Origin of the sequence: Streptococcus mitis, assembly GCF_003942995.1 — a bacterium.
Taxonomy (GTDB): domain Bacteria; phylum Bacillota; class Bacilli; order Lactobacillales; family Streptococcaceae; genus Streptococcus; species Streptococcus mitis_CV.
The window spans coordinates 136972-158013 of sequence record NZ_RJOH01000001.1 but is presented as its reverse complement, the minus strand read 5'-3'; the positions used below and the strand labels follow the sequence as shown (position 1 = coordinate 158013).

Genomic DNA, 21042 nt, shown 5'->3' with positions numbered 1-21042 from the left:
CACCTCTCTTAGATGACTTCTACTGAACCACCTTTAGCAGTGATAGCTTCTTCAGCTGATTTAGAGAATTTAGCTGCTTTCACAGTCAATTTCTTAGTCAACTCACCGTTACCAAGAATTTTAATACCTGATTTTTCAGCTTTAACAATTCCTGCTTCGATAAGAACAACTGGAGTAACTTCAGCACCATCTTCAAAGACGTTCAATTGGTCAAGGTTCACAATTGCGTATTCTTTAGCGTTGATGTTAGTGAATCCACGTTTTGGAAGACGACGGAACAATGGAGTTTGTCCACCTTCAAAACCAAGGCGAACTCCGCCACCGCTACGAGCTTTTTGACCTTTTTGACCACGACCAGATGTTTTACCGTTACCTGATGAAGTACCACGACCAACGCGGTTACGTACTTTACGAGAACCTTCTGCAGGTTTCAATTCATGAAGTTTCATTTTTATTTTCTCCTCTTTTGTAAAATGCTAGCGCCGATAAAGGAGAAAAGGTTGTCTCCCCCATCAACTCGCCTATACGACGCCATCATAGATGACTATATCTAGTTTTAGGGGATGGTATAGTGCACATCCCCTAAAAATTCATTAGTTTACTTCTTCAACTGTTACTAAGTGAGATACTGCAGTGATCATACCACGGATAGCAGCGTTATCTTCTTTAATAACAGAGCTGTTCAATTTGCCAAGTCCAAGTGCTACAACAGTTTTACGTTGTGATGGAATGCGTCCGATTGGAGACTTAGTCAAAGTAATTTTAATTTGAGCCATTTTATCCCCTTTCTTATGCCAAATCAGAAACTGAAATACCACGAAGGGCAGCAACTTCTTCAGCGCGTTTCAATTGTTTCAAACCTTCAACAGTTGCACGAACAATGTTGATTGGAGTGTTAGAACCAAGTGATTTAGATGTAATATCTGCCACACCTGCCAATTCCACAACGGCACGAACTGCACCACCAGCGGCAACTCCAGAACCTTCTACAGCAGGTTTCAACAATACTTTAGCTCCACCGAATTCTGAAAGAACTTCGTGTGGGATTGTTGTTCCAACCATAGGAACTTCGATCAAGTTTTTCTTAGCATCATCTACTGCTTTACGGATTGCTTCTGGAACTTCTTGAGCTTTACCAGTACCAAATCCTACGCGACCGTTGTGGTCACCAACAACAACAAGAGCTGCGAAACGAAGACGACGTCCACCTTTAACAACTTTTGTAACACGGTTGACAGCAACTACGCGTTCTTCTAATTCAACTGCATTGTCTTTAAATGCCATTTTCTAGTGTCCTCCTATTAGAATTTCAATCCGTTTTCACGAGCTGCATCAGCCAAAGCTTTCACACGTCCGTGATATAGATATCCACCGCGGTCGAACACCACTTCTGAAATACCTTTAGCGTTTGCACGTTCTGCAACGAGTTTACCGACAGCAACGGCTTGTTCAGTTTTAGTTCCTTTTGAAACTTCTTTGTCAAGAGTTGAAGCACTTGCGAGCGTTACACCCGCTACGTCATCAATCACTTGAGCGTAGATGCCTGTATTAGAACGGAATACGTTCAAACGTGGGCGATCAGCAGTTCCAGAGAGTTTTCCGCGAACGCGACGGTGGCGTTTTTGGCGGAGTTTGTTTTTATCTGGTTTTGAAATCACAGTTTTCACCTCTTTAGTTTTAAATCGTGTGCTATGCACAAAGTTGGAAAATAGGTTGGTGGTTGAGAATCAACCACTCAACATTATTTACCTGTTTTACCTTCTTTACGGCGAACGAATTCACCAACGTAACGGATACCTTTACCTTTATATGGTTCTGGTGAACGAAGGCTACGTACGTAAGCAGCTGTTTGACCAACTACTTCTTTTGAAATTCCGCTAACAACGATTGTTGTTGGGTTTGGAAGTTCAAAAGTAATTCCTTCTGGAGCTTCAACTTCGTCTGGATGAGATTTACCAACAGCCAAAACAAGTTTAGATCCTTGAAGTTGTGCACGGTAACCAACCCCGCGCATTTCAAGTTCTTTCTTGAATCCTTCTGATACACCAACAACCATGTTGTTCAAAAGGGCACGAGTAGTTCCGTGGATAGTTTTCATTTCTTTTGAATCGTTTGGACGGTGAAGAGTTACTTCAGTACCTTCCACACGGATTTCAATATCTTTTGAGAACTCACGAGTAAGTTCTCCTTTAGGTCCTTTTACAGTTACAACGTTGTCATTGTTAGTGATTTCAACACCAGCAGGCAACACGATAACTTTATTACCAATACGTGACATGTTTATTTTCTCCTGTTAAATTGTCAGGCCTAAACGGCCAGTTTTCACGGGGGCTAAATCGATTTCTCGATTTAAAGGAACATTTAGGTTTCAATTTCAAAGTGAATCTAGGCATCGTCTCGCAGGCATAACTTTGGGTTAGGCAAGAGACGATAACGAAGAGTCACAAAGAAATTGGGAGCTAAATATTACCAAACGTAAGCGATAACTTCTCCACCAACATTCTTTTGGCGTGCTTCTTTATCAGTAAGTAAACCTTCAGAAGTTGAAAGGATAGCAATTCCAAGTCCGTTAAGAACTTTTGGAAGGTCTTCACGTTTTTTGTAGACACGAAGTCCTGGTTTAGAAACACGTTTCAAGTTAGTGATAACTTTTTCACCGTTTGGTCCGTATTTAAGGAATACACGGATGATGCCTTGTTTGTCATCTTCGATGATTTCAACGTTTTTTACAAAACCTTCGCGTTTAAGGATTTCAGCAATCCCTTTTTTGATGTTTGATGCAGGTACTTCAAGTACTTCGTGTTTAGCTTGGTTAGCGTTACGAATACGAGTTAGGAAGTCTGCGATTGGGTCAGTCATAACCATTTTGTTTTTCTCCTCTTACTAGTAGTTTGCAAGTTGCACTTGCTAGTTAATGATTGAGCTAGGCTCAGAATATGTTTCTAGGTTTCAATTCCTAAGTGAGTCTAGGCATCTGCTTGCAGGCATAACTTGAGTTAGGCAAAAGCAGATAACGACGAATCACAACGGGATTGAAAGCTAGAATTACCAAGATGCTTTTGTTACACCAGGAATTTGTCCTTTGTAAGCTAATTCACGGAAGCAAACACGGCAAAGTTTAAATTTGCGGTAAACTGAATGTGGACGACCACATTTTTCACAACGAGTATAAGCTTGAGTAGAGAACTTCGCTGGACGTTTGTTCTTAGCAATCATTGATTTTTTAGCCATTAGATTTACCTCCTATATTATTTTGCAAAAGGCATTCCAAGGCCTGTAAGCAATGCACGTGACTCTTCGTCAGTGTTAGCAGTTGTTACGATAACGATGTCAAGACCACGAGTTTTGTCAACGTCATCGAAGTTGATTTCTGGGAAGATCAATTGTTCTTTCACACCAAGTGTGTAGTTTCCGCGTCCATCAAATGATTTTGTTGGAACACCGTGGAAGTCACGTACACGTGGAAGTGAAACTGAAACCAATTTATCCAAGAATTCGTACATACGTTCACCACGAAGGGTAACTTTTGCACCGATCGCAACACCTTCACGAAGACGGAAGCCGGCGATTGATTTTTTAGCTTTAGTGATAAGTGGTTTTTGACCTGAGATAAGTGCCAATTCTTCAGCAGCTTTTTCAAGGCTTTTAGCGTTTGATACAGCTTCACCAACACCCATGTTCAAAACGATCTTATCTACTTTAGGCACAGCCATCACTGATGAGTAGTTGAATTGTTCTGTCAAAGCAGGAACTACTTCATTAAGATATTTTTCTTTTAAACGATTTGCCATTATACTTCTCCTTTCCTTCGTGATTAATCAAGCACTTCGCCTGATTTTTTGTTGTAGCGAACTTTTTTACCGTCTACAAATTTGTAACCAACACGACCAGCTACACCATTTTTATCCAAAACTTGAACGTTTGATACGTGGATAGCTGCTTCTTTCTCGATGATACCACCTTGAGGAAGATCGTTAGTTGGACGTTGGTGTTTCTTAACGATGTTAACACCTTCAACGATAACTTTGTTTACTTTTGGAAGGGCAGTAAGGACAACAGCTTCTGTTCCCTTATCTTTACCAGCGATTACGCGAACTTTGTCGCCTTTTTTTACAAACATTAGGTTTCTCCTTGATTTTTCTTACGCCCATAAGGGCACCCTGGAGGTAAATCCAGGGGACTAGTTTGTTTCTAAAAATTAAAGTACTTCTGGAGCAAGTGACACGATCTTCATAAAGCCACCTTCACGCAATTCACGTGCAACTGGGCCAAAGATACGTGTTCCGCGAGGAGTTTTGTCTTCACGGATGATAACTGCTGCGTTTTCGTCAAATTTGATGTATGAACCATCAGCACGACGAGCACCTGATTTAGTACGAACGATAACTGCTTTAACAACGTCACCTTTTTTAACCGCACCACCAGGAGTAGCTTGTTTTACAGATGCCACGATAACATCACCGATGTTTGCAAATTTACGTCCTGAACCACCAAGAACTTTGATAGTCAAGATTTCGCGAGCACCGCTGTTGTCTGCGACTTTCAAACGAGTTTCTGTTTGAATCATTTCAGTTTTCTCCTTTCAGGTTTGATTAGATGATGACCGCTTCTTCAACAACTTCTACAAGACGGAAACGTTTTGTAGCTGAAAGCGGACGAGTTTCCATGATACGTACGATATCGCCTTCTTTGGCAACATTGTTTTCATCATGAGCTTTGTATTTTTTAGAGTAGTTAATACGTTTACCATAGACTGGGTGGTTACGTTTTGTTTCAACTACAACTGTGATTGTCTTGTCCATTTTGTCAGATACAACACGTCCAACAAGAACTTTACGATTATTGCGTTCCATTGAAATTTCTCCTTCCCTAGTCTATTATTTCGCTTCAGATTGAACTGTTTTGATACGAGCGATTTGTTTTTTAACTTCTTTCAAGCGAGCTGTTTGTTCCAATTGACCAGTAGCAGCTTGGAAACGAAGTTCAAACAATTCTTTTTTCAATTCGTTTTCGCGCTTCGCGAGTTCTTCTTGAGAAAGACCACGAAGTTCTTTAACAAATTCTTTTACTTCATTAAGTTTCATGCCTTCTCCTTATTCTGCTTCACGTTTTACGAATTTACATTTAACTGGCAATTTGTGGCTAGCAAGACGAAGCGCTTCGCGAGCGATCTCTTCAGATACACCAGCGATTTCGAACATCACTTTACCACGTTTAACTGGTGCTACCCAACCTTCAGGTGCCCCTTTACCAGATCCCATACGCACACCGATAGCTTTAGCAGTGTATGATTTGTGTGGGAAGATTTTAATCCAAACTTTACCACCACGTTTCATGTAACGAGTCATGGCGATACGAGCAGCTTCGATTTGGCGGTTAGTGATCCAGTGGCTAGTTGTAGCTTGAAGACCGTATTCACCGAATGCTACTTCTTTTCCACCTTTTGCTTCACCGCGCATTTTTCCACGGAATTCACGACGGTGTTTAACACGTTTAGGTACTAACATTGGTTATTTACCTCCTTTAGTGTTTTTGCGAGCTGGAAGAACTTCACCACGGTAGATCCATACTTTAACACCAAGTTTACCGTATGTAGTATCTGCTTCTTCCCAAGCGTAATCGATATCTGCACGAAGTGTGTGAAGTGGAACAGTTCCTTCAGAGTATCCTTCAGCACGGGCGATATCTGCACCATTCAAACGACCTGATACTTGAGTTTTGATTCCTTTAGCTCCAGCACGCATTGCACGTTGGATTGCTTGTTTTTGTGCACGACGGAAAGCAACACGTTGCTCCAATTGACGAGCAATACCTTCACCTACAAGGTGAGCATCCAAATCAGGTTGTTTGATTTCGATGATGTTGATGTGTACTTGTTTTCCAGTCAATTTGTTGAGTTTTGCACGGAGTGCATCAACGTTAGCACCACCTTTACCGATAACCATACCTGGTTTAGCAGTGTGAAGTGAAACGTTAACTTTGTTTACTGCGCGTTCGATTTCGATAGTTGAAACTGCTGCGTCAGCAAGTTCTTTTTGAACGAATTTACGGATTGCAAGATCTTCATGAAGGTAATCCGCGTATTCTTTTTCAGCATACCATTTGGCATCCCAATCACGGATGATGCCGACACGCATACCAATTGGATGTACTTTTTGACCCACGATTTTACCTCCTTATTTTTCTGCAACAGCTACAGTGATGTGAGCTGTACGTTTGTTGATTGGTGAAGCTGAACCTTTCGCACGTGGACGGAAACGTTTCATAGTTGGTCCTTCGTTTGCGAATGCTTCAGATACTACCAAGTTAGCTTTATCCAAACCAAAGTTGTTTTCAGCGTTAGCTACAGCTGAGTTCAAAACTTTCAAGATGATTTCAGCAGCTTTGTTTGGAGTGAATGTCAAGATTGCGATTGCATCGGCTACGCTTTTACCACGGATGTTATCAAGAACAAGACGTGATTTACGAGGTGAAACACGTACTGTACGAGCCATTGCTTTAGCTGAAGTAATTTCTGCCATTTATGTTCTCCTTATTTTCTACGTGTTTTCTTGTCGTCTGCAGCGTGACCTTTGTAAGTACGAGTTGGTGCAAATTCACCAAGTTTGTGACCTACCATGTCTTCTTGGATGTAAACAGGTACGTGTTTACGTCCGTCATAAACTGCGATAGTGTAACCAATGAAACTTGGGAAGATCGTTGAACGACGTGACCAAGTTTTAATAACTTTTTTCTTTTCGTCGTTAGCTTGAGCTTCAACTTTTTTCATCAAATGCTCATCGACGAAAGGTCCTTTTTTAAGACTGCGTCCCATTTTTATATTTTCTCCTTTAAATGTTGTACCACAGCGGCTTGCGCTCCTATGGAGCGCTACCGAGCTGGCGGATTTACTAGTTGCTTAAGCGACTAGTTTAATATTATTTCTCGTTGCGACGACGAACGATAAGTTTGTCAGATTTCGCTTTCTTGTTACGAGTTTTAAGACCAAGAGCAGGTTTGCCCCATGGAGTAGATGGTGCTTTACGACCAACTGGTGCTTTACCTTCACCACCACCGTGTGGGTGATCGTTAGGGTTCATTACAGAACCACGAACTGTTGGGCGGATACCTTTCCAACGGCTACGTCCTGCTTTACCAAGGTTTACAAGTCCATGTTGTTCGTTTCCGACAACACCAACTGTAGCACGGCAAGTTCCAAGAATCATACGAACTTCACCTGATTGAAGACGAACAAGAACGTATTTACCTTCAGAACCCAATACTTGAGCAGATGCACCAGCAGCACGTACCAATTCACCACCACGACCTGGTTTCAACTCGATGTTGTGGATCAAAGTACCAACTGGGATGTTAGCAAGTGGAAGAGCGTTTCCGACTTTGATATCTGCTTCTGGACCTGAAACGATACGTTGACCAACTTCAAGACCTTTTGGAGCGATGATGTACGCTTTCACACCGTCAGTGTAGTGTACAAGAGCGATGTTTGCAGAACGGTTTGGATCGTACTCGATTGTTTTAACAACTGCTTCAACGTTGTCTTTGTTACGTTTGAAGTCAACCAAACGGTAGAAACGTTTGTGTCCACCACCTTGGTGACGAACTGTGATACGACCGTTGTTGTTACGACCAGCCTTGCTCTTCAATGCAACAAGCAATGATTTTTCAGGAGTGCTTGTTGTGATTTCAGCGAAATCCAAAGAAGTCATATTACGGCGACCGTTTGTTGTTGGTTTATAAACACGAATTCCCACGATATTTCCTCCTTAGATTATTCAGCTTCAGCAGCAAACAACTCGATTGCTTTAGAATCAGCTGTAAGTGTGATGATAGCTTTTTTAGTTTTGTTAGTAAAACCAGTGTAACGTCCAACACGTTTAGCTTTTGGTTTTACGTTGATTGTGTTAACATTAGCAACTTTAACACCTTCGAAAGCAGCTTCAACAGCTTGCTTGATCAAAAGTTTGTGTGCACGAGTGTCAACTTCAAATACATATTTTCCTGCTTCAAGTTGAGCCATTGAGCTTTCAGTGATGACAGGTTTTTTGATAACATCATACAAATTCATTATGCAAGAACCTCCTCGATTTTAGAGATAGCTGCTTGAGTAACAAGAAGTTTGTCACTATTTGCGATGTCAAGAACACTTGCAGTTGTAGCAGTCGCAACTTTCACGTTTGGAAGGTTACGAGCTGAAAGAGCTGCGAATTCGTTTCCTTCTTCAAGAATAACAAGGACTTTAGAATCGATGCTCAAAGCTGCAAGAACTTTTGCAAATTCAGCAGTTTTTGGAGCTGTAAATTCAAGAGAATCAACGGCTACAAATTTATTTTCAGCAACTTTTTCTGAGTAAACAGATTTAAGTGCAAGGCGACGAACTTTTTGAGGAAGTTTGTACGCATAGCTACGTGGAGTTGGTCCGAAGACGATTCCACCACCACGCCATTGTGGAGAGCGGATAGAACCTTGACGAGCACGTCCAGTTCCTTTTTGACGCCATGGTTTGCGTCCGCCACCTGAAACAGCTGAGCGGTTTTTAACTGCGTGAGTTCCTTGACGAAGGCTAGCACGTTGGCTGATGATCACATCAAACACAACAGATTGGTTTGGTTCGATACCAAAGATTGCATCGTTAAGAACAACTTCGCCCGCTTGTTTACCAGTTTGGTCGAATAATGTTACATTTGCCATTTTGACTGTATTCCCCTTTCCTTATTATTTACCAGCTTTAACTGCTGATTTGATAGTGATAAGAGATTTCTTAGCACCTGGTACGTTACCTTTGATAAGGATAACGTTCTTTTCTGGAACAACTTGTACAACTTCAAGGTTTTGAATTGTTACACGGTCACCACCCATACGTCCTGCAAGGTTTTTACCTTTGAATACGCGGTTAGGTGCAACAGGTCCCATAGAACCTGGACGACGGTGGTAACGAGAACCGTGAGCCATTGGTCCACGTGATTGTCCGTGGCGTTTGATAACACCTTGGAAACCTTTACCTTTAGAAGTACCAGTTACGTCAACAACGTCTCCAGCTGCGAATGTTTCAACTGTGATTTCAGCACCAACTTCCAAGCCTTCAACGTTTTTGAATTCACGAATGAAGCGCTTAGGAGCCGTGTTAGCTTTCGCGACATGTCCTTTAGCAGGTTTGTTGCTCAATACTTCGCGTTTGTCATCGAAACCAACTTGGATAGCGTTGTATCCGTCTGTTTCAACAGTTTTAACTTGAAGAACAACGTTTGGAGTTGCTTCAATAACTGTTACAGGGATCAATTCGCCAGCTTCAGTGAAGATTTGAGTCATTCCCACTTTTTTCCCTAAGATTCCTTTTGTCATGAGAAAATAGTTCCTTTTCTATATTTTTTATTCAAAAAGTTTTTAACGAGCGTTTTTTATGCTCAAGTTATCAAGCTTTAGATTAAAGTTTGATTTCTACGTTTACACCACTTGGAAGATCCAATTTCATCAACGCATCAACTGTTTTTTGAGTTGGGTTAACGATATCGATCAAACGTTTGTGTGTACGCATTTCAAATTGTTCGCGAGAGTCTTTGTATTTGTGAGTCGCACGAATGATTGTGTAGAGGCTACGCTCAGTTGGAAGTGGGATTGGACCCGCAACTTGTGCACCTGTACGAGTAGCTGATTCTACGATTTTTGCAGCCGCTGTGTCAAGCGTACGGTGTTCGTAAGCTTTCAAACGGATACGGATTTTTTTGTTTGCCATCTTTTTCTCCTTTTCGTCTATTTAAGATAATAGGCTAGCTCCACAAGAAAACCGACGCGGTGTTGCGTGGCAATGCAACCGAGCGTGTCGCAACCTCTTGCATCAAAGCTAAGGCTGTAATTTACAGCACCATAATAGAATAACACAAAGCCCCTGCGATTGCAAGGGATTTGTTGCTGTTTTTTCGTTTTTTTATAATGAAACTGTTTTCTTTTTTGATAGGTCATTTATTTAACTATTTTCATAGAAGAAAGTTAGTCTCTCTTCACCTGTTCATAGCTTTCTTTTCCATCATTGAGCTTGTCCCAAATCACTACTTGCCCACTTTTGAGGGATTTTTGCACATCGATGATTCGTTGATTGGACGAACCTCGAAACTGGAGCATGAGATTTCTCTTAGTTCGGTCATACCGTCCATCGACAAGGATGTCAATTAGTGATAAGAGTTCCAGTTTATCTGGAGTTTCCAACATCATTTCTTCCCAAGTGTAGCCGGTCCATGACCAGATGTCCTTGTCTGGCAATTCCTTTCGGATGCGTTTAACCAGAGGCAAGAGAATCCCAGTATTGAGAAAGGGCTCCCCTCCCAGCAGGGTCAAGCCTTGAACATAGGGTTGGGCAAGGTCTGACATAATCTGTTCTTCTAATTCTGCTGTATAAGGAATTCCGGCATTGAAGGACCAGGTCGCTACATTATAACACCCCTCGCAGTGAAACATGCAACCTGCTACATAGAGAGAGTTGCGCACGCCTTCTCCATCTACAAAGTTAAAGGCCTTGTAGTCGATGATACGCCCTTGACTGAGCTCCTCGCTTTTCCATTCTTGTGGTTTTGGATTATTCATTCGCTACCTCTATCCAATAACGCTCCACACCATCACGAACATCCTCAAGGAGCCCACCATTTGCTAAAATGACTGCTCGACTAGCAGGATTATTCACGCTACAGGTCACCAGAGCCTTCTTGATGTTCTTTTCCTTAGCAACTTGCAAGCCCTGACGGAGAGTTTCCTTAGCATAATCCTTGCCTCTTTCTGATGGACGAATGGAGTAGCCAATGTGGCCACCTTCTTCTAGTAAAAAGTTACTGAGGCGCAACCGGAGATTAAGAAATCCAATTGCTTTACCTTTCACAGAAAAAGCTACTAACTGAATTGCGGGAACCCATCCTTCAGTCAAATTAATCCCCATTTCCTGATTCTGATTACTTTCCAACCATTCCTCATAAGAAAAATTTTCTGTATCCCAGAAACCACCGTCGTGAGGCGACTGATATTTTTCAAACTCTGCCATCATCTCTAAAACTGTTTCTTTATCTGCTAATCTTGGTCTTCGTAGTTCCATCCTTACCTCCCACTAAGAGAAAAGCGAGAGCTGACTCTCACTTTTATTTCTTCTTATTCTTGTTTAAAAATTGTTCTCTGAGGCTAAGCAAACGTTCTTTCTTACCAGCTCCACCTTTAGAGTGTTTCTCGTGATAACGGGTCACTTGTGCACGTCCCTTATCATCTAATTGATATTTTCCCATTTCAGTTCTTTCTAATTTGTTACTTGATGGCCAGCTATTTTAATCGTTGAACCATTCATATGTTTGACACGCGCAGCGATTTCCTTGTGACGTCCATTAACCATCGGACGCGCTTGAGGATTACCTAGGTAGCCACAAGTTCGTTTGACCACATCTACTGTTTTAGGGTCGCTATTGCCACAGTTTGGACAAGCAAATCCTCTCTCAGTTGGTTCAAAATCCCCTTCAAAGTCACACTTGTAGCAACGGTCAATTGGTGTATTGGTCCCTAGATAGCCGACACGGTCATAGGCATAGTCCCAGACAGCTTCCAAGGCCTTTGGATTTTGCTGAAGGACTGGATACTCACAGTAATGAATGAAACCACCTGACGCACCTGCTTCTGGATAGACTTTCTCAAAGTCTAATTTTTCAAACGGTGTTGGATTTTTACGAACATCATAATGGAAAGAATTGGTGTAGTATTCCTTGTCTGTGATGTCAGGAATAGAGCCAAACTTCTCTGTATCTAGTCGGCAGAAACGATCTGTCAAACTTTCAGATGGTGTTGAGTAGATAGAGAAATGATAGCCATATTGGTCAGACCACTCTTCTACACGGCGTTTCATATCGCGAATGATGTCTAGCGTGAATTCCTTAGCATCTGGATTGCTTTCCCAGCTGTTACCAAAGAAAACTGTCGCTACTTCGTACAAACCGATATAGCCTAGTGAAACTGTTGCCCGACGATTCTTAAAGAGCTGGTCAACACTTTCTTCTTTACCTAGACGATGGCCAAAAGCACCGTACTGATAAAGGATAGGAGCATTGGCTGGTGTCGCCTCTTTAGTGCGTTCGACACGGTAAACAAGAGCATCTTCAGCGATATTCATACGCTCGTTGAAGATTTCCCAGAACTTATTCATGTCACCATCAGACTCGAGGGCGATGCGAGGAAGATTGACCGTCACAACGCCTAGATTCATCCGACCTGAATTGACTTCTACGCCATTCTCGTCTTTCCATCCTTGAAGGAAAGAACGACAACCCATAGGAACTTTGAAAGAACCTGTCAAGTCAACAATCTTATCATAAGACAAGACGTCTGGATACATCCGCTTGGTTGCGCACTCTAGAGCCAACTGCTTGATGTCGTAGTTGGGTGTCCCTTCCTCTAAGTTGAGTCCTCTTTTAAGCGTGAAGATAAGTTTAGGGAAGATAGCTGTTCGATGTTCTGAACCAAGGCCCTTGATTCGGATGTTCAAGATAGCTTTTTGAATTTCACGCTCAAAACGATTGGTTCCCAGACCAAAACCGAGCGAAGTAAAAGGTGTTTGCCCATTTGAAGTGAAGAGAGTATTGATTTCATACTCAAGAGATTGCATGGCATCATAGATGTCTTTTTGCGTTTTCTTCCAAGCGTAATCTTCCCGTTTTTCAGGCAAGACCCATTCTTCTGCATCTTTGAGGTGTTTTTGGTAATTCTTCTCTGCGTAAGGAGCCAAGACTTCATCGATACGGTCAGCTGAACAGCCACCGTACTGGCTAGAAGCAACGTTGGCGATGATTTGGGAAATCTGAGCTGTCGCAGTCTGGATAGACTTGGGACTTTCTACCTCTGCATTTCCAATCTTAAAACCATTTTCCAACATACCTTTAAAATCAATCAAACAGCAGTTGGTCATAGGGGTATAAGGACTGTAGTCCAAATCGTGATAGTGGATATCCCCCTTTTGGTGGGCATTGGCTACGTGCTTAGGAAGCATTTGCAGTCCGATTGATTTCCCAACAATCCCTGCTGTCAAATCACGCTGGGTATTAAAGACATCACTGTCCTTATTAGCATTTTCATTGACAACTGCCTGATCTTTATTGAGAAGCTTATGGATACTAAAGTTAATATCTGTCGCTTTTGAGCGCTCAAAATCCCTCTGTGTCCGATAAGTGATATACTCCTCAGCTAGCGCATATTCTTTGGCTTCAAGGAGTTCATGTTCTACGATATTTTGAATTTCGTAAATCTTAACCCCCTGTGGAAAGCGACTATGAATTTCTGTGACAATTCGCTCGGTCAAAGCATTTAGGCGTTTTTCGACCAAGGGTGTCACATCCATAACCTTGTCTGCCGCCTTGTGGATAGCCTTGTCAATCTTGTCCACATCAAATGCAACACGTCTCCCATCTCGTTTTTCAACGAAGAGGGTTGCTAAAGTTGTAATTTTTTCTTCTAGTGCAATCATATACATGCTCGTTTCTAAAATGTTCTTTCTAAAAAGTATTATACCACTCTAAAAATAAAAATCAATATCTTGTGTTAAAAATCCTAAAATTTTTAAAAATACACAAGATATTGATTTAGTTATTTAATTTTATAGACTTTAAACTCTGAGTAATCAGTCTTTACTGGTTGGTAATTTTCTTTTAAGAGTGTCTCCACTTCAGACCAGACTGCTACCTTATCGTTCACCACAATCACCTTAGGTTGGTTTTCTTTCAAGTCATTGAGTAAACTAGTTTTATTCTCTTCTGTACTCGTGTAAAGAAGAGGTGATGGGAACATGGATCCAGCCAAACGCTGACTTTCTTTATACATTTGAACATGAGAATCCCAAATATAGATTTGGTCACCATCACTCGTCTCTTGTTTGACTCTGTCTACTACTTGATGTTGTTCTCTATAAGAAGCTGGATGCAAAACAAAACGAGCCACAAAAGGAATTGCAATCAGATAAACCACCACTAGGATAGGTAAGTAGAGATTCCCCTTCATAAATTTTTTCCATAAAGTAGGAGCTTCTTCTCTTCTCCGACGACGATCTCCTCTAGCTGAATGTTTCCCACGAATACTGGTCATCAAAAGAAGGAGTAAAAATGGAAGGATTAGAATCAAACACGAACCGTGAAGAGGTTCTTGAGAAAAAAGCAACAAGGCTAATACAAATATGAAAGCAAAACTAGCTGGTACTGAAATAACATATAATCTTGATGCCTTTGATTGGAACAAACCTAGAAAAACAAGGAAGAGAGCTCCTAAACCAAAGGTCAACAAACCATAGAATAGAACATTATCCATTAGTTGGGGATTGATAAAGACCTGAAGGGAATCAATCGGATATAAAAGACTTCCTAGAGCTTCTCCAAAGCCACCTGAAGCAAGAACATAATATCCTACTGGGTAAAAAATGAGAGAAAAGCCAAGTGCTGCTGCAAAAAACTGATAAACTCCATGAGCAAGGCGACCATGCCCAACATTAAAGACAAACAAACCAATTGTTACTACTGCAATAAAGAGAAGACTTGTAAGAGGCTCTATGAAAAATGATAGGGCCAAGAAAATCCCCAGACGTAGAAATCCCTTGTCATGGTTAGGAGTTGATAGATAAGCTGCTATGAACGAAAATCCTGCAAACAGAAATGGCAAAGCTAAAATCGTAGCATATCCTCCGCCAAAACCGAGACCGGATACCAAAATATAAAATATGGTTAGGAGTTGCTTGGCTTGTTCCCTTTGTCCCGTCAGATAGTCAGTTGAAGAAAAGAGGAAGTAACCTCCTCCTAAGAGGGCTAGCCATTCTACCAAGGCAAAAAGGATGCCTCCTTGGGTGATGTAAAGTAGCAAGTAATAAATAAGACCGTGACTTGCATAATAGCTACTGTAAAGCTGTCCTCCCTGATGTAAAGCCCACCCTATATACAAATCCTGCGCCTGAGAGGGACTTACCATATCTAAAAGTAAAGGTAGCACCACAGAAAAAACCGTTGCAATCGTACTTCCAATGATGAGTCTGAAAAACGGGAAAGCTACCTGTTCTTCTTTTTCTACATGAGATTCAAGGTTCCTATCCAATCTATTTTCAATCTCATTACTCTGTATCGTTTTGGATACTTCTTCTATTCTGCCATATACAGCCATGTCGTTTCTCCTATTCAATTTATCTGTCTTAGTATATCAAAAAGACCTAAAATTGTCAGCTTGCGATGGCTGTTTGAGCGATTTTTTGCATAGTTTCACAAAGGTTTCAATTTCCCGAAATCGGTGTAAATGCGTCTGTTTAAATGACATGATATAATCCAATTCTTTCTGAGTCAGCATCGTCCCTCCCTATATCTTTCTATTCGTAAAAAGCAAGAAAAAGAGGACTGGTTTGTGTCCTCAGTCCTAGATTTCTTATAAGATAGGGGCGAATAACTGGGCAATTTCCTTAATCAATTTTTGATACCAGCTATTTTTTATCGTATGAGGGAAAATTTCTTGCGATACTGAAAAAATCTCCTGAAAATCTTTTTGAATCTCTGTGATTGACTCTGTTTTATATAGTAAAACTGCATCTTCATAGTGATGAAGCAAACTTCTATAATCTAAGTTAATGGTTCCAACTGCAGCAAAGTCCTTGTCCACTAAGATTTGTTTACTGTGGATAAAGCCTGGACTGTACTCAAAAATCCTTACTCCTGCTGACAAAAGATCCGGATAGGCCCCTCTTGTGATGAGCTGGATTAATTTTTTATCCGGAATGAAAGGAGTCACGATGCGGACATCAACACCTCTCATGGCCGCGTTTTTAATACTCTCTGTTAAATCATAGTCAATAATCAAATAGGGTGTTGTGATATAGACTGAATCAGTAGCCTGATTAATCAAACTTTGATAAACTTTTTTCCCTACCTGAGTACGGAAGATGGGCTTGGGTCCACTACCGTAAGGAATGCAGAGCCCTTGACTAGAACAAGGCTGGTTTTCCAAGTGATACTGGTCAAAATCGCTGATTTCCCCACGATTGATGTACCAAGTCATCAAAAAGAGACGGGTTAGAGCCTTGACACCAGGGCCATCTAAGCGAACCCCACTATCCTTCCAATAGCCAAAACGTTCTACATGATTGATGTACTCATCGGCTAAGTTAATCCCTCCTGTATAAGCTACCTGACCATCTATGACAAGGATTTTACGATGGTCCCGATTGTTGTAAGCCACCGTCAAACGAGGAATCACCTTGTTAAACTTATGTGCTTCAATTCCTCGACTACGAAGCTGAACAGTATAGTCTCCAGGTAAAGTCGCCATACAGCCGATATCATCATAGAGCATCTTGATCTCTACACCCTGAGCTGCCTTTTGCTCTAGTATATCTAGTATGCTATTCCACATCAGACCTTCTTCGACAATATAGTACTCTAGAAAGATAAATTTCTCAGCTTTCTTGAGGTCTTCCAACATATGTTGCCACATGCTTTCACCCGAAGAAAAGAATTGTGAGTCTGTTCGATTATAGACATCGGCGTTACTATCCATACTTAACAAAGATTTGATAACTCCGTAAGCAGCCTTATCCTCTTCCTTCAATTTCTGGCGGAGAGCTTTACTGTTATCCTCCCGAAAATGCATAGAACCAAGTCTATCCAACTGCTTGATTTCTTTTTTGGACAATCGCCTTTCACCAAACATCAGATAGAGCAAGGGGCCGATGACAGGAACAAAAGTTACCACTAACCACATTACTTTGCTTTCAGGCGCCATTGAGCGATTGACAATTGCGACAATAGTCGCCATACTCATAAAAATTAAGACAATTACCCATAGAATAGGGGCCATGCGCCCTAAATAGAGAAAGAGACCAAAAACAAGACAAAGTTCAAGTAGCATAATCGAAAGACTAAAGCCATACTTGGACATCAATAATTGAAATTTTCTATATTTCATACATCCCCTTTCTGTTAACCTTCCCCCCTAACCACCTACTTAATAGTTACTTCCACTAGTATACATCAGTTCACAGCTAGATGGCAACAATTTACTCTTGCTAAAGTTTCAACCATTATGCTTTCATATGCGTATTACAGTTTGAGAGCCAACATATTGACCGTCATACCGGCTGCAGTTCCCATAAGATAGATGACATCTCCCTCCTTGACCAGCCCTTTATCTAATGAATAAGCCAAGCCAAACGGTACAGAGACTGACACCATATTTCCATAGTCAGTGACGAGATTGAGATATTTTTCCTCCGTAACACCTAGTTTTTCCATAACCAAAGGAAGAGCACGACTTGCTTGATGGGGAATGATATAGTCCACATCCGACAATGCTAGCTGCGTTTTTTCTTGAAACTCTTCAAACATGACTGGAATTTTACGAGCAGACAAGAGGAGAATTTTCTTACCCTTCATGTCAAACATATAGTTGGTCTTAGTCGCTTCAGAGTACTCTTTTGGTTGAAAAGAGGTCAGACCTCCACGAATTTCCGTATCGTGAGCTCCTTCTGACCAAGTACGTTGGAGACTAGCAATGATCCCTTTTTCCTGATGGCTTTTTTGGAAAATAAAGGCTACTGCCCCATCACTAAAGAGTTCAAAACTTTCTTTTTGCTTGGGATTAAGCCCTAAACTTCCAACCTCACTGGATACAATCAAGACACGTTTGTATTCGCCCGCCTCGATCAAGTGGGACATGGTTGATAGAGCAGAAATAAAGCTGGTACAGGTTGTATTGATATCCATAGCTGGAATTGAGAATCCCTTAGCTACACGCTCATGAATCAATGCTGCTGTACAGGGAATAGGCTGGACTCCAACAGCACTAGCCGAAACCAGACAATCAATATCCTCGATTTTTAAATTTGCTTTTTCAAGTGCACTCTGAATAGCCACTTCTGCTAAATCTAGTTGTGTTTCTTCATTTTCTACTACACGGTAACGTGTTTGATCTTTGAATTGGACAGTATTCTTTGGAAGGCAGACACCGTAACCTACGATTTCTATATGTCTTTTTACTTCTGTCATTATCTGTTTTCCTTTCATAAACGTTGGATACGTTTGAGTTTACGACTTGTATCCCAGTGATAATCTGAAAATTGGATTTCAGGAACTATAAACTGCTTTTGCTGAGCCAAGAGTTGAAACTGTTGTAGAATAGCTGTCTCCACATCCTCATCTCGCCGGCTTAGACCAACTTCCACTAGTTTCTCAGAATGTTGTTTGACTTGGTAATCTCTGACATTCTCCACAAAGAGAATACAACGTCTGATAAAGTCAGGATAAATCATTACCTGACTTCCATCCAATCCATCGAAATTGAAGATGTCGTCAGAGCGTCCTTCGACCTTGTCAATTCGTGTATAGCAGGAGCCACACGGACAAGGCTTCGGATTTTCAACCAAGATATCATTGAGCTGGTAGCGATAAACAGGCTGGCTGCTTCGTTTAAAGTCCGTAATGACTGGATAAAAACGGCGTTCATCCAGATACTGCTTTTCCACAAAGATAATATCTTCGTTGAGATGCAGATTGCCAACCGAGCAAGTGCAAGCTAGGAAGCCTTCGGTCGCCTGATAAACTTGGTCAATAATGGATAGAGAAAAGGATTTTGCGATGCGTTCCCTATCACTATCTTCCAAGATTTCTGCCACAGAAACTATTTTTTGTGGATGAATAGCTAACTCCCCAGCCTTGAGACGCTTACTCAATTCAATCAACATAGAGGCTGGTGCCACAACAATCGTCGGCTGGTAGGTATTCAGTCGCTCGATATGGTCATCTGTATGTTTAAAAATATCAAAATATTCCAAACGAATAAGTGCCGTATTGATGGTCTGATAGAGTTCATTATCAGCTCTCAGGAAAAAGGCGATTCGGTGTCCAAACAGCTGGCCCTTGGGTAACATCTTAGCTAAGATAGCTGCTGCCCACATACTTCGCTCTTTCTCCGTTGTGATAAAAAGCCCCCGATGTCCAGATGTCCCTGAAGACAGTCCGACTGCCACATCGCCTTTTAGTTCAGTGAAATCACGAGTCTTTTCACTTTCAATAGCCAAGGCCAAGGCTTCATCCCGATCTACCCCTTGGGTGTTAAGCTCGTTGAAACGCTCCATCATAAAAGCCTTGTCCATATGGTCAAAGTCACTAGGAACCCCATTTTTAAAGTAGGGCGACTCTCGCTTTAAAAAGTCCATATAGTTAGCTAATTGCTTTTTCTGATAGTTCTCTACAGCTTCTCGAGATTTGAAGTTATGAAGCCAGCGAGTTTGGATAAAGGTTTTAAGAAAGGTTCCTTTTTTCATATATGATACGTTCTATCCTTTCTACAGGATCATGGCTAACAACTACTTCAATACCATCTCTCAAGACTTCATCCAAAAACTCTGTCCCCTTGATATAGTCTGCCTTATTGTCCTGAACCAAGGAAGGAATCAGGAGCATCTGCTTGGTGTAAGGCAAAAGGTCAATTCCCCAACAGAGGTCTGCTGCGATAAGGAGATTAAAGTCTGGAAGGTACAGACAAGCTTGCCCCCTTGCATGCCCATCAACAGAAGCTACTAGGATACTTCCATCTCCAAAAAGGTCACTAGTCGGACGATAGGGAAAGGTTGAATCTTGCTGGTCAGCTCTGATAATGATTAGATTTTTTTCAAAAGAAGCTGGCAAAAACTCCTTGAAAATCAAGTCTTTCAGTGTCGGTTTCTTGTAAACATCATACACTTCCTGAGTCAAGATAAAAGTTGCATGAGGGAAGAAACTAGCTCCTCCCAAATGATCTGGATGCAGGTGGGATAGGATGATATAATTAATTTCTTCCGGTTTAATTCCCTTAGCTTTCAGCAAATATGAAATCTGGTCCTTCTCCGTCATTTGAACAGGTGTTCCCAAACGATAGAAACCATAACGAATCTGAGTCCTAATATCGTAATGGTAGCCCGTATCATAGAGGAGGTATCCCTTCTCCCTATGTTTGATAAGAAAAACCCCGGCTGGAAAGGTCATCTTTTTATTCTTGATTCCCTTAAATAGCAAACCTGTATAACTCGTGCAATATCCTGCTGGGAAATAATCAATGCTTTCTATAATCTTTGACATACTGTTCAATACCTTCCGAAATACTGATTTGAGGGCGATAGCCCAAGTCTCGCTCCGCCTTGCTGATGTCCAGCGTCTGGCTATACCTCAGCAAATAATAAGTATAACGTGTCAGAGCCGGCTCACCTTTGAGTTTCAAAATCTTATACAGAAACTCTAAACTACTTGCAATAACTGAAAGAAGAGGAGCCGGCACTTTTCTGTATGTTATCGGATAGCCAAGACCTCTCAAGGTTTCTTCTATCAGCTCCTTAAAGGCTCTTGGTTCCCCGTTGGTAATATTATAGACTTCGCCACTAGCTTGAGGAGCCTCTAGAGCCAAGCGAATGGCCAGAGCGACATTTTCCACACAGGTCATGTCCATCAGCTGACGGCCATCCCCTATCAAGGGAATACCAATCTTCTGACTGAGTTTAAGAACCCGAGGTAAAATACTGGTATCCCCAATCCCAAAAAGCCCACGAGGTCGTAAGATAATACTCGGAACATCAGGATAATCCTTAAACAGCTTCTCCGAAGCCAGCTTACTACGAATGTAGTTGTTCAGATTATTTTCCTGAGGCGCATCGCTTTCTTTGATAGCTATCTGGTCTCGAGGCGCAGCATAGATGCTAGGCGAGGACACATAAACCAAACGCTGAATACCAGCCTCTCGACAAGCATCCAGAACATACTTGGTCCCTAAGACATTTGTCTGGTAGAAATCTTCCCAAGGTCCCCAGACGGTAGAAAGAGCTCCCGCATGCACAACCATGTCCATACCCTGACAAGCCTGAGTCAGATCCTCTTGCTTGGTCAAATCTCCCTGGAAAAATGCCACAGAGGAGTTCTCTAAAGACTGACCAACCTTGCGATTACGTCCAAAAGCTCGTACCTGATAGCCATGCTGACTGAGCTCTTCAACAACATACTTACCTAGAAAGCCCGTAGCACCTGTCACCAATACTTTCTTCAT

31 protein-coding genes are annotated in these 21042 nt (G+C 41.6%); all 31 read right to left on the bottom strand.

What is annotated here, in order from left to right; genetic code table 11:
* Positions 1–8: 8 nt before the first annotated feature.
* The 31 genes from rplO to D8836_RS00745 all read right to left on the bottom strand — a co-directional run bounded on the left by rplO (position 9) and on the right by D8836_RS00745 (position 21042).
* Positions 9–449, bottom strand: a complete 441-nt coding sequence (gene rplO / locus D8836_RS00900) for a 50S ribosomal protein L15 (protein ID WP_000766087.1) — start codon at positions 447–449, stop codon at positions 9–11.
* A 144-nt stretch (positions 450–593) separates the two neighbouring features.
* On the bottom strand, positions 594–776 hold the full coding sequence (gene rpmD, locus D8836_RS00895) for a 50S ribosomal protein L30 (protein WP_000057241.1): 183 nt from the start codon (positions 774–776) through the stop codon (positions 594–596).
* Between the two features lie 13 nt (positions 777–789).
* The gene (gene rpsE, locus D8836_RS00890; protein WP_000874202.1) at positions 790–1284 is read right to left on the bottom strand and encodes a 30S ribosomal protein S5; all 495 of its coding nucleotides are present in this window, start codon (positions 1282–1284) and stop codon (positions 790–792) included.
* 17 nt (positions 1285–1301) lie between these two features.
* A complete protein-coding gene (rplR, locus tag D8836_RS00885) occupies positions 1302–1658 on the bottom strand; it encodes a 50S ribosomal protein L18 (RefSeq protein WP_000624044.1) in 357 nt (118 codons plus the stop codon).
* An 83-nt stretch (positions 1659–1741) separates the two neighbouring features.
* The gene (rplF, locus tag D8836_RS00880; RefSeq protein ID WP_000086626.1) at positions 1742–2278 is read right to left on the bottom strand and encodes a 50S ribosomal protein L6; all 537 of its coding nucleotides are present in this window, start codon (positions 2276–2278) and stop codon (positions 1742–1744) included.
* A gap of 188 nt (positions 2279–2466) precedes the next feature.
* On the bottom strand, positions 2467–2865 hold the full coding sequence (gene rpsH, locus D8836_RS00875; RefSeq protein WP_000245504.1) for a 30S ribosomal protein S8: 399 nt from the start codon (positions 2863–2865) through the stop codon (positions 2467–2469).
* Positions 2866–3045: 180 nt separating this feature from the next.
* Entirely contained in the window at positions 3046–3231 is a 186-nt protein-coding gene (locus D8836_RS00870) for a type Z 30S ribosomal protein S14 (RefSeq protein ID WP_001085697.1), read from the bottom strand.
* Positions 3232–3248: 17 nt separating this feature from the next.
* Entirely contained in the window at positions 3249–3791 is a 543-nt protein-coding gene (gene rplE / locus D8836_RS00865) for a 50S ribosomal protein L5 (RefSeq protein WP_000013542.1), read from the bottom strand.
* 23 nt (positions 3792–3814) lie between these two features.
* Entirely contained in the window at positions 3815–4120 is a 306-nt protein-coding gene (rplX, locus tag D8836_RS00860; protein ID WP_000497690.1) for a 50S ribosomal protein L24, read from the bottom strand.
* Between the two features lie 78 nt (positions 4121–4198).
* On the bottom strand, positions 4199–4567 hold the full coding sequence (gene rplN, locus D8836_RS00855; RefSeq protein ID WP_000616545.1) for a 50S ribosomal protein L14: 369 nt from the start codon (positions 4565–4567) through the stop codon (positions 4199–4201).
* A 25-nt stretch (positions 4568–4592) separates the two neighbouring features.
* Entirely contained in the window at positions 4593–4853 is a 261-nt protein-coding gene (rpsQ, locus tag D8836_RS00850) for a 30S ribosomal protein S17 (RefSeq protein ID WP_000440801.1), read from the bottom strand.
* A gap of 24 nt (positions 4854–4877) precedes the next feature.
* Positions 4878–5084 carry a 50S ribosomal protein L29 gene (rpmC, locus tag D8836_RS00845; protein ID WP_000772918.1) on the bottom strand — a complete coding sequence of 69 codons (207 nt, stop codon included), beginning with the start codon at positions 5082–5084 and terminating at the stop codon, positions 4878–4880.
* Between the two features lie 9 nt (positions 5085–5093).
* Positions 5094–5507 (bottom strand): 50S ribosomal protein L16, encoded by a 414-nt coding sequence (gene rplP, locus D8836_RS00840; RefSeq protein WP_000960946.1) that lies wholly within the window; start codon positions 5505–5507, stop codon positions 5094–5096.
* A gap of 3 nt (positions 5508–5510) precedes the next feature.
* On the bottom strand, positions 5511–6164 hold the full coding sequence (gene rpsC / locus D8836_RS00835; protein ID WP_000529936.1) for a 30S ribosomal protein S3: 654 nt from the start codon (positions 6162–6164) through the stop codon (positions 5511–5513).
* Positions 6165–6176: 12 nt separating this feature from the next.
* Positions 6177–6521: a 50S ribosomal protein L22 gene (gene rplV / locus D8836_RS00830; RefSeq protein WP_000818137.1), complete on the bottom strand. Its 345-nt coding sequence runs from the start codon at positions 6519–6521 to the stop codon at positions 6177–6179.
* Positions 6522–6532: 11 nt separating this feature from the next.
* Positions 6533–6814, bottom strand: coding sequence for a 30S ribosomal protein S19 (rpsS, locus tag D8836_RS00825; protein WP_000533766.1), 282 nt, complete (start codon positions 6812–6814; stop codon positions 6533–6535).
* 103 nt (positions 6815–6917) lie between these two features.
* Positions 6918–7751: a 50S ribosomal protein L2 gene (rplB, locus tag D8836_RS00820; protein ID WP_000512911.1), complete on the bottom strand. Its 834-nt coding sequence runs from the start codon at positions 7749–7751 to the stop codon at positions 6918–6920.
* A 17-nt stretch (positions 7752–7768) separates the two neighbouring features.
* The gene (locus tag D8836_RS00815) at positions 7769–8065 is read right to left on the bottom strand and encodes a 50S ribosomal protein L23 (protein ID WP_001055347.1); all 297 of its coding nucleotides are present in this window, start codon (positions 8063–8065) and stop codon (positions 7769–7771) included.
* The gene (gene rplD, locus D8836_RS00810; protein ID WP_000024549.1) at positions 8065–8688 is read right to left on the bottom strand and encodes a 50S ribosomal protein L4; all 624 of its coding nucleotides are present in this window, start codon (positions 8686–8688) and stop codon (positions 8065–8067) included. The genes D8836_RS00815 and rplD overlap by 1 nt, the downstream gene beginning before the upstream one ends.
* A 24-nt stretch (positions 8689–8712) precedes the next feature.
* Positions 8713–9339, bottom strand: a complete 627-nt coding sequence (gene rplC, locus D8836_RS00805) for a 50S ribosomal protein L3 (RefSeq protein ID WP_000160197.1) — start codon at positions 9337–9339, stop codon at positions 8713–8715.
* Between the two features lie 82 nt (positions 9340–9421).
* Complete coding sequence (gene rpsJ, locus D8836_RS00800; RefSeq protein ID WP_001284513.1) at positions 9422–9730, bottom strand: 30S ribosomal protein S10; 309 nt, start codon at positions 9728–9730, stop codon at positions 9422–9424.
* A 254-nt stretch (positions 9731–9984) separates the two neighbouring features.
* The gene (gene nrdG / locus D8836_RS00795) at positions 9985–10575 is read right to left on the bottom strand and encodes an anaerobic ribonucleoside-triphosphate reductase activating protein (protein WP_049543962.1); all 591 of its coding nucleotides are present in this window, start codon (positions 10573–10575) and stop codon (positions 9985–9987) included.
* Complete coding sequence (locus D8836_RS00790; protein ID WP_125392873.1) at positions 10568–11074, bottom strand: GNAT family N-acetyltransferase; 507 nt, start codon at positions 11072–11074, stop codon at positions 10568–10570. The genes nrdG and D8836_RS00790 overlap by 8 nt, the downstream gene beginning before the upstream one ends.
* Before the next feature lie 43 nt (positions 11075–11117).
* Positions 11118–11258, bottom strand: a complete 141-nt coding sequence (locus D8836_RS00785) for a hypothetical protein (protein WP_000521621.1) — start codon at positions 11256–11258, stop codon at positions 11118–11120.
* Between the two features lie 11 nt (positions 11259–11269).
* Positions 11270–13477: an anaerobic ribonucleoside-triphosphate reductase gene (gene nrdD / locus D8836_RS00780; protein ID WP_185761571.1), complete on the bottom strand. Its 2208-nt coding sequence runs from the start codon at positions 13475–13477 to the stop codon at positions 11270–11272.
* Between the two features lie 119 nt (positions 13478–13596).
* Entirely contained in the window at positions 13597–15150 is a 1554-nt protein-coding gene (locus D8836_RS00775; protein ID WP_125392871.1) for a damage-inducible protein CinA, read from the bottom strand.
* Positions 15151–15405: 255 nt separating this feature from the next.
* A complete protein-coding gene (cls, locus tag D8836_RS00765) occupies positions 15406–16938 on the bottom strand; it encodes a cardiolipin synthase (RefSeq protein ID WP_125392870.1) in 1533 nt (510 codons plus the stop codon).
* A gap of 134 nt (positions 16939–17072) precedes the next feature.
* On the bottom strand, positions 17073–18017 hold the full coding sequence (locus tag D8836_RS00760) for a 3-oxoacyl-[acyl-carrier-protein] synthase III C-terminal domain-containing protein (protein ID WP_125392869.1): 945 nt from the start codon (positions 18015–18017) through the stop codon (positions 17073–17075).
* Between the two features lie 14 nt (positions 18018–18031).
* Positions 18032–19294 (bottom strand): F390 synthetase-related protein, encoded by a 1263-nt coding sequence (locus D8836_RS00755; protein WP_125392868.1) that lies wholly within the window; start codon positions 19292–19294, stop codon positions 18032–18034.
* Positions 19272–20087, bottom strand: a complete 816-nt coding sequence (locus tag D8836_RS00750) for an MBL fold metallo-hydrolase (RefSeq protein ID WP_125392867.1) — start codon at positions 20085–20087, stop codon at positions 19272–19274. Before D8836_RS00750 ends, D8836_RS00755 begins: the two co-directional genes overlap by 23 nt.
* The gene (locus D8836_RS00745) at positions 20062–21042 is read right to left on the bottom strand and encodes an NAD-dependent epimerase/dehydratase family protein (RefSeq protein WP_125392866.1); all 981 of its coding nucleotides are present in this window, start codon (positions 21040–21042) and stop codon (positions 20062–20064) included. The genes D8836_RS00750 and D8836_RS00745 overlap by 26 nt, the downstream gene beginning before the upstream one ends.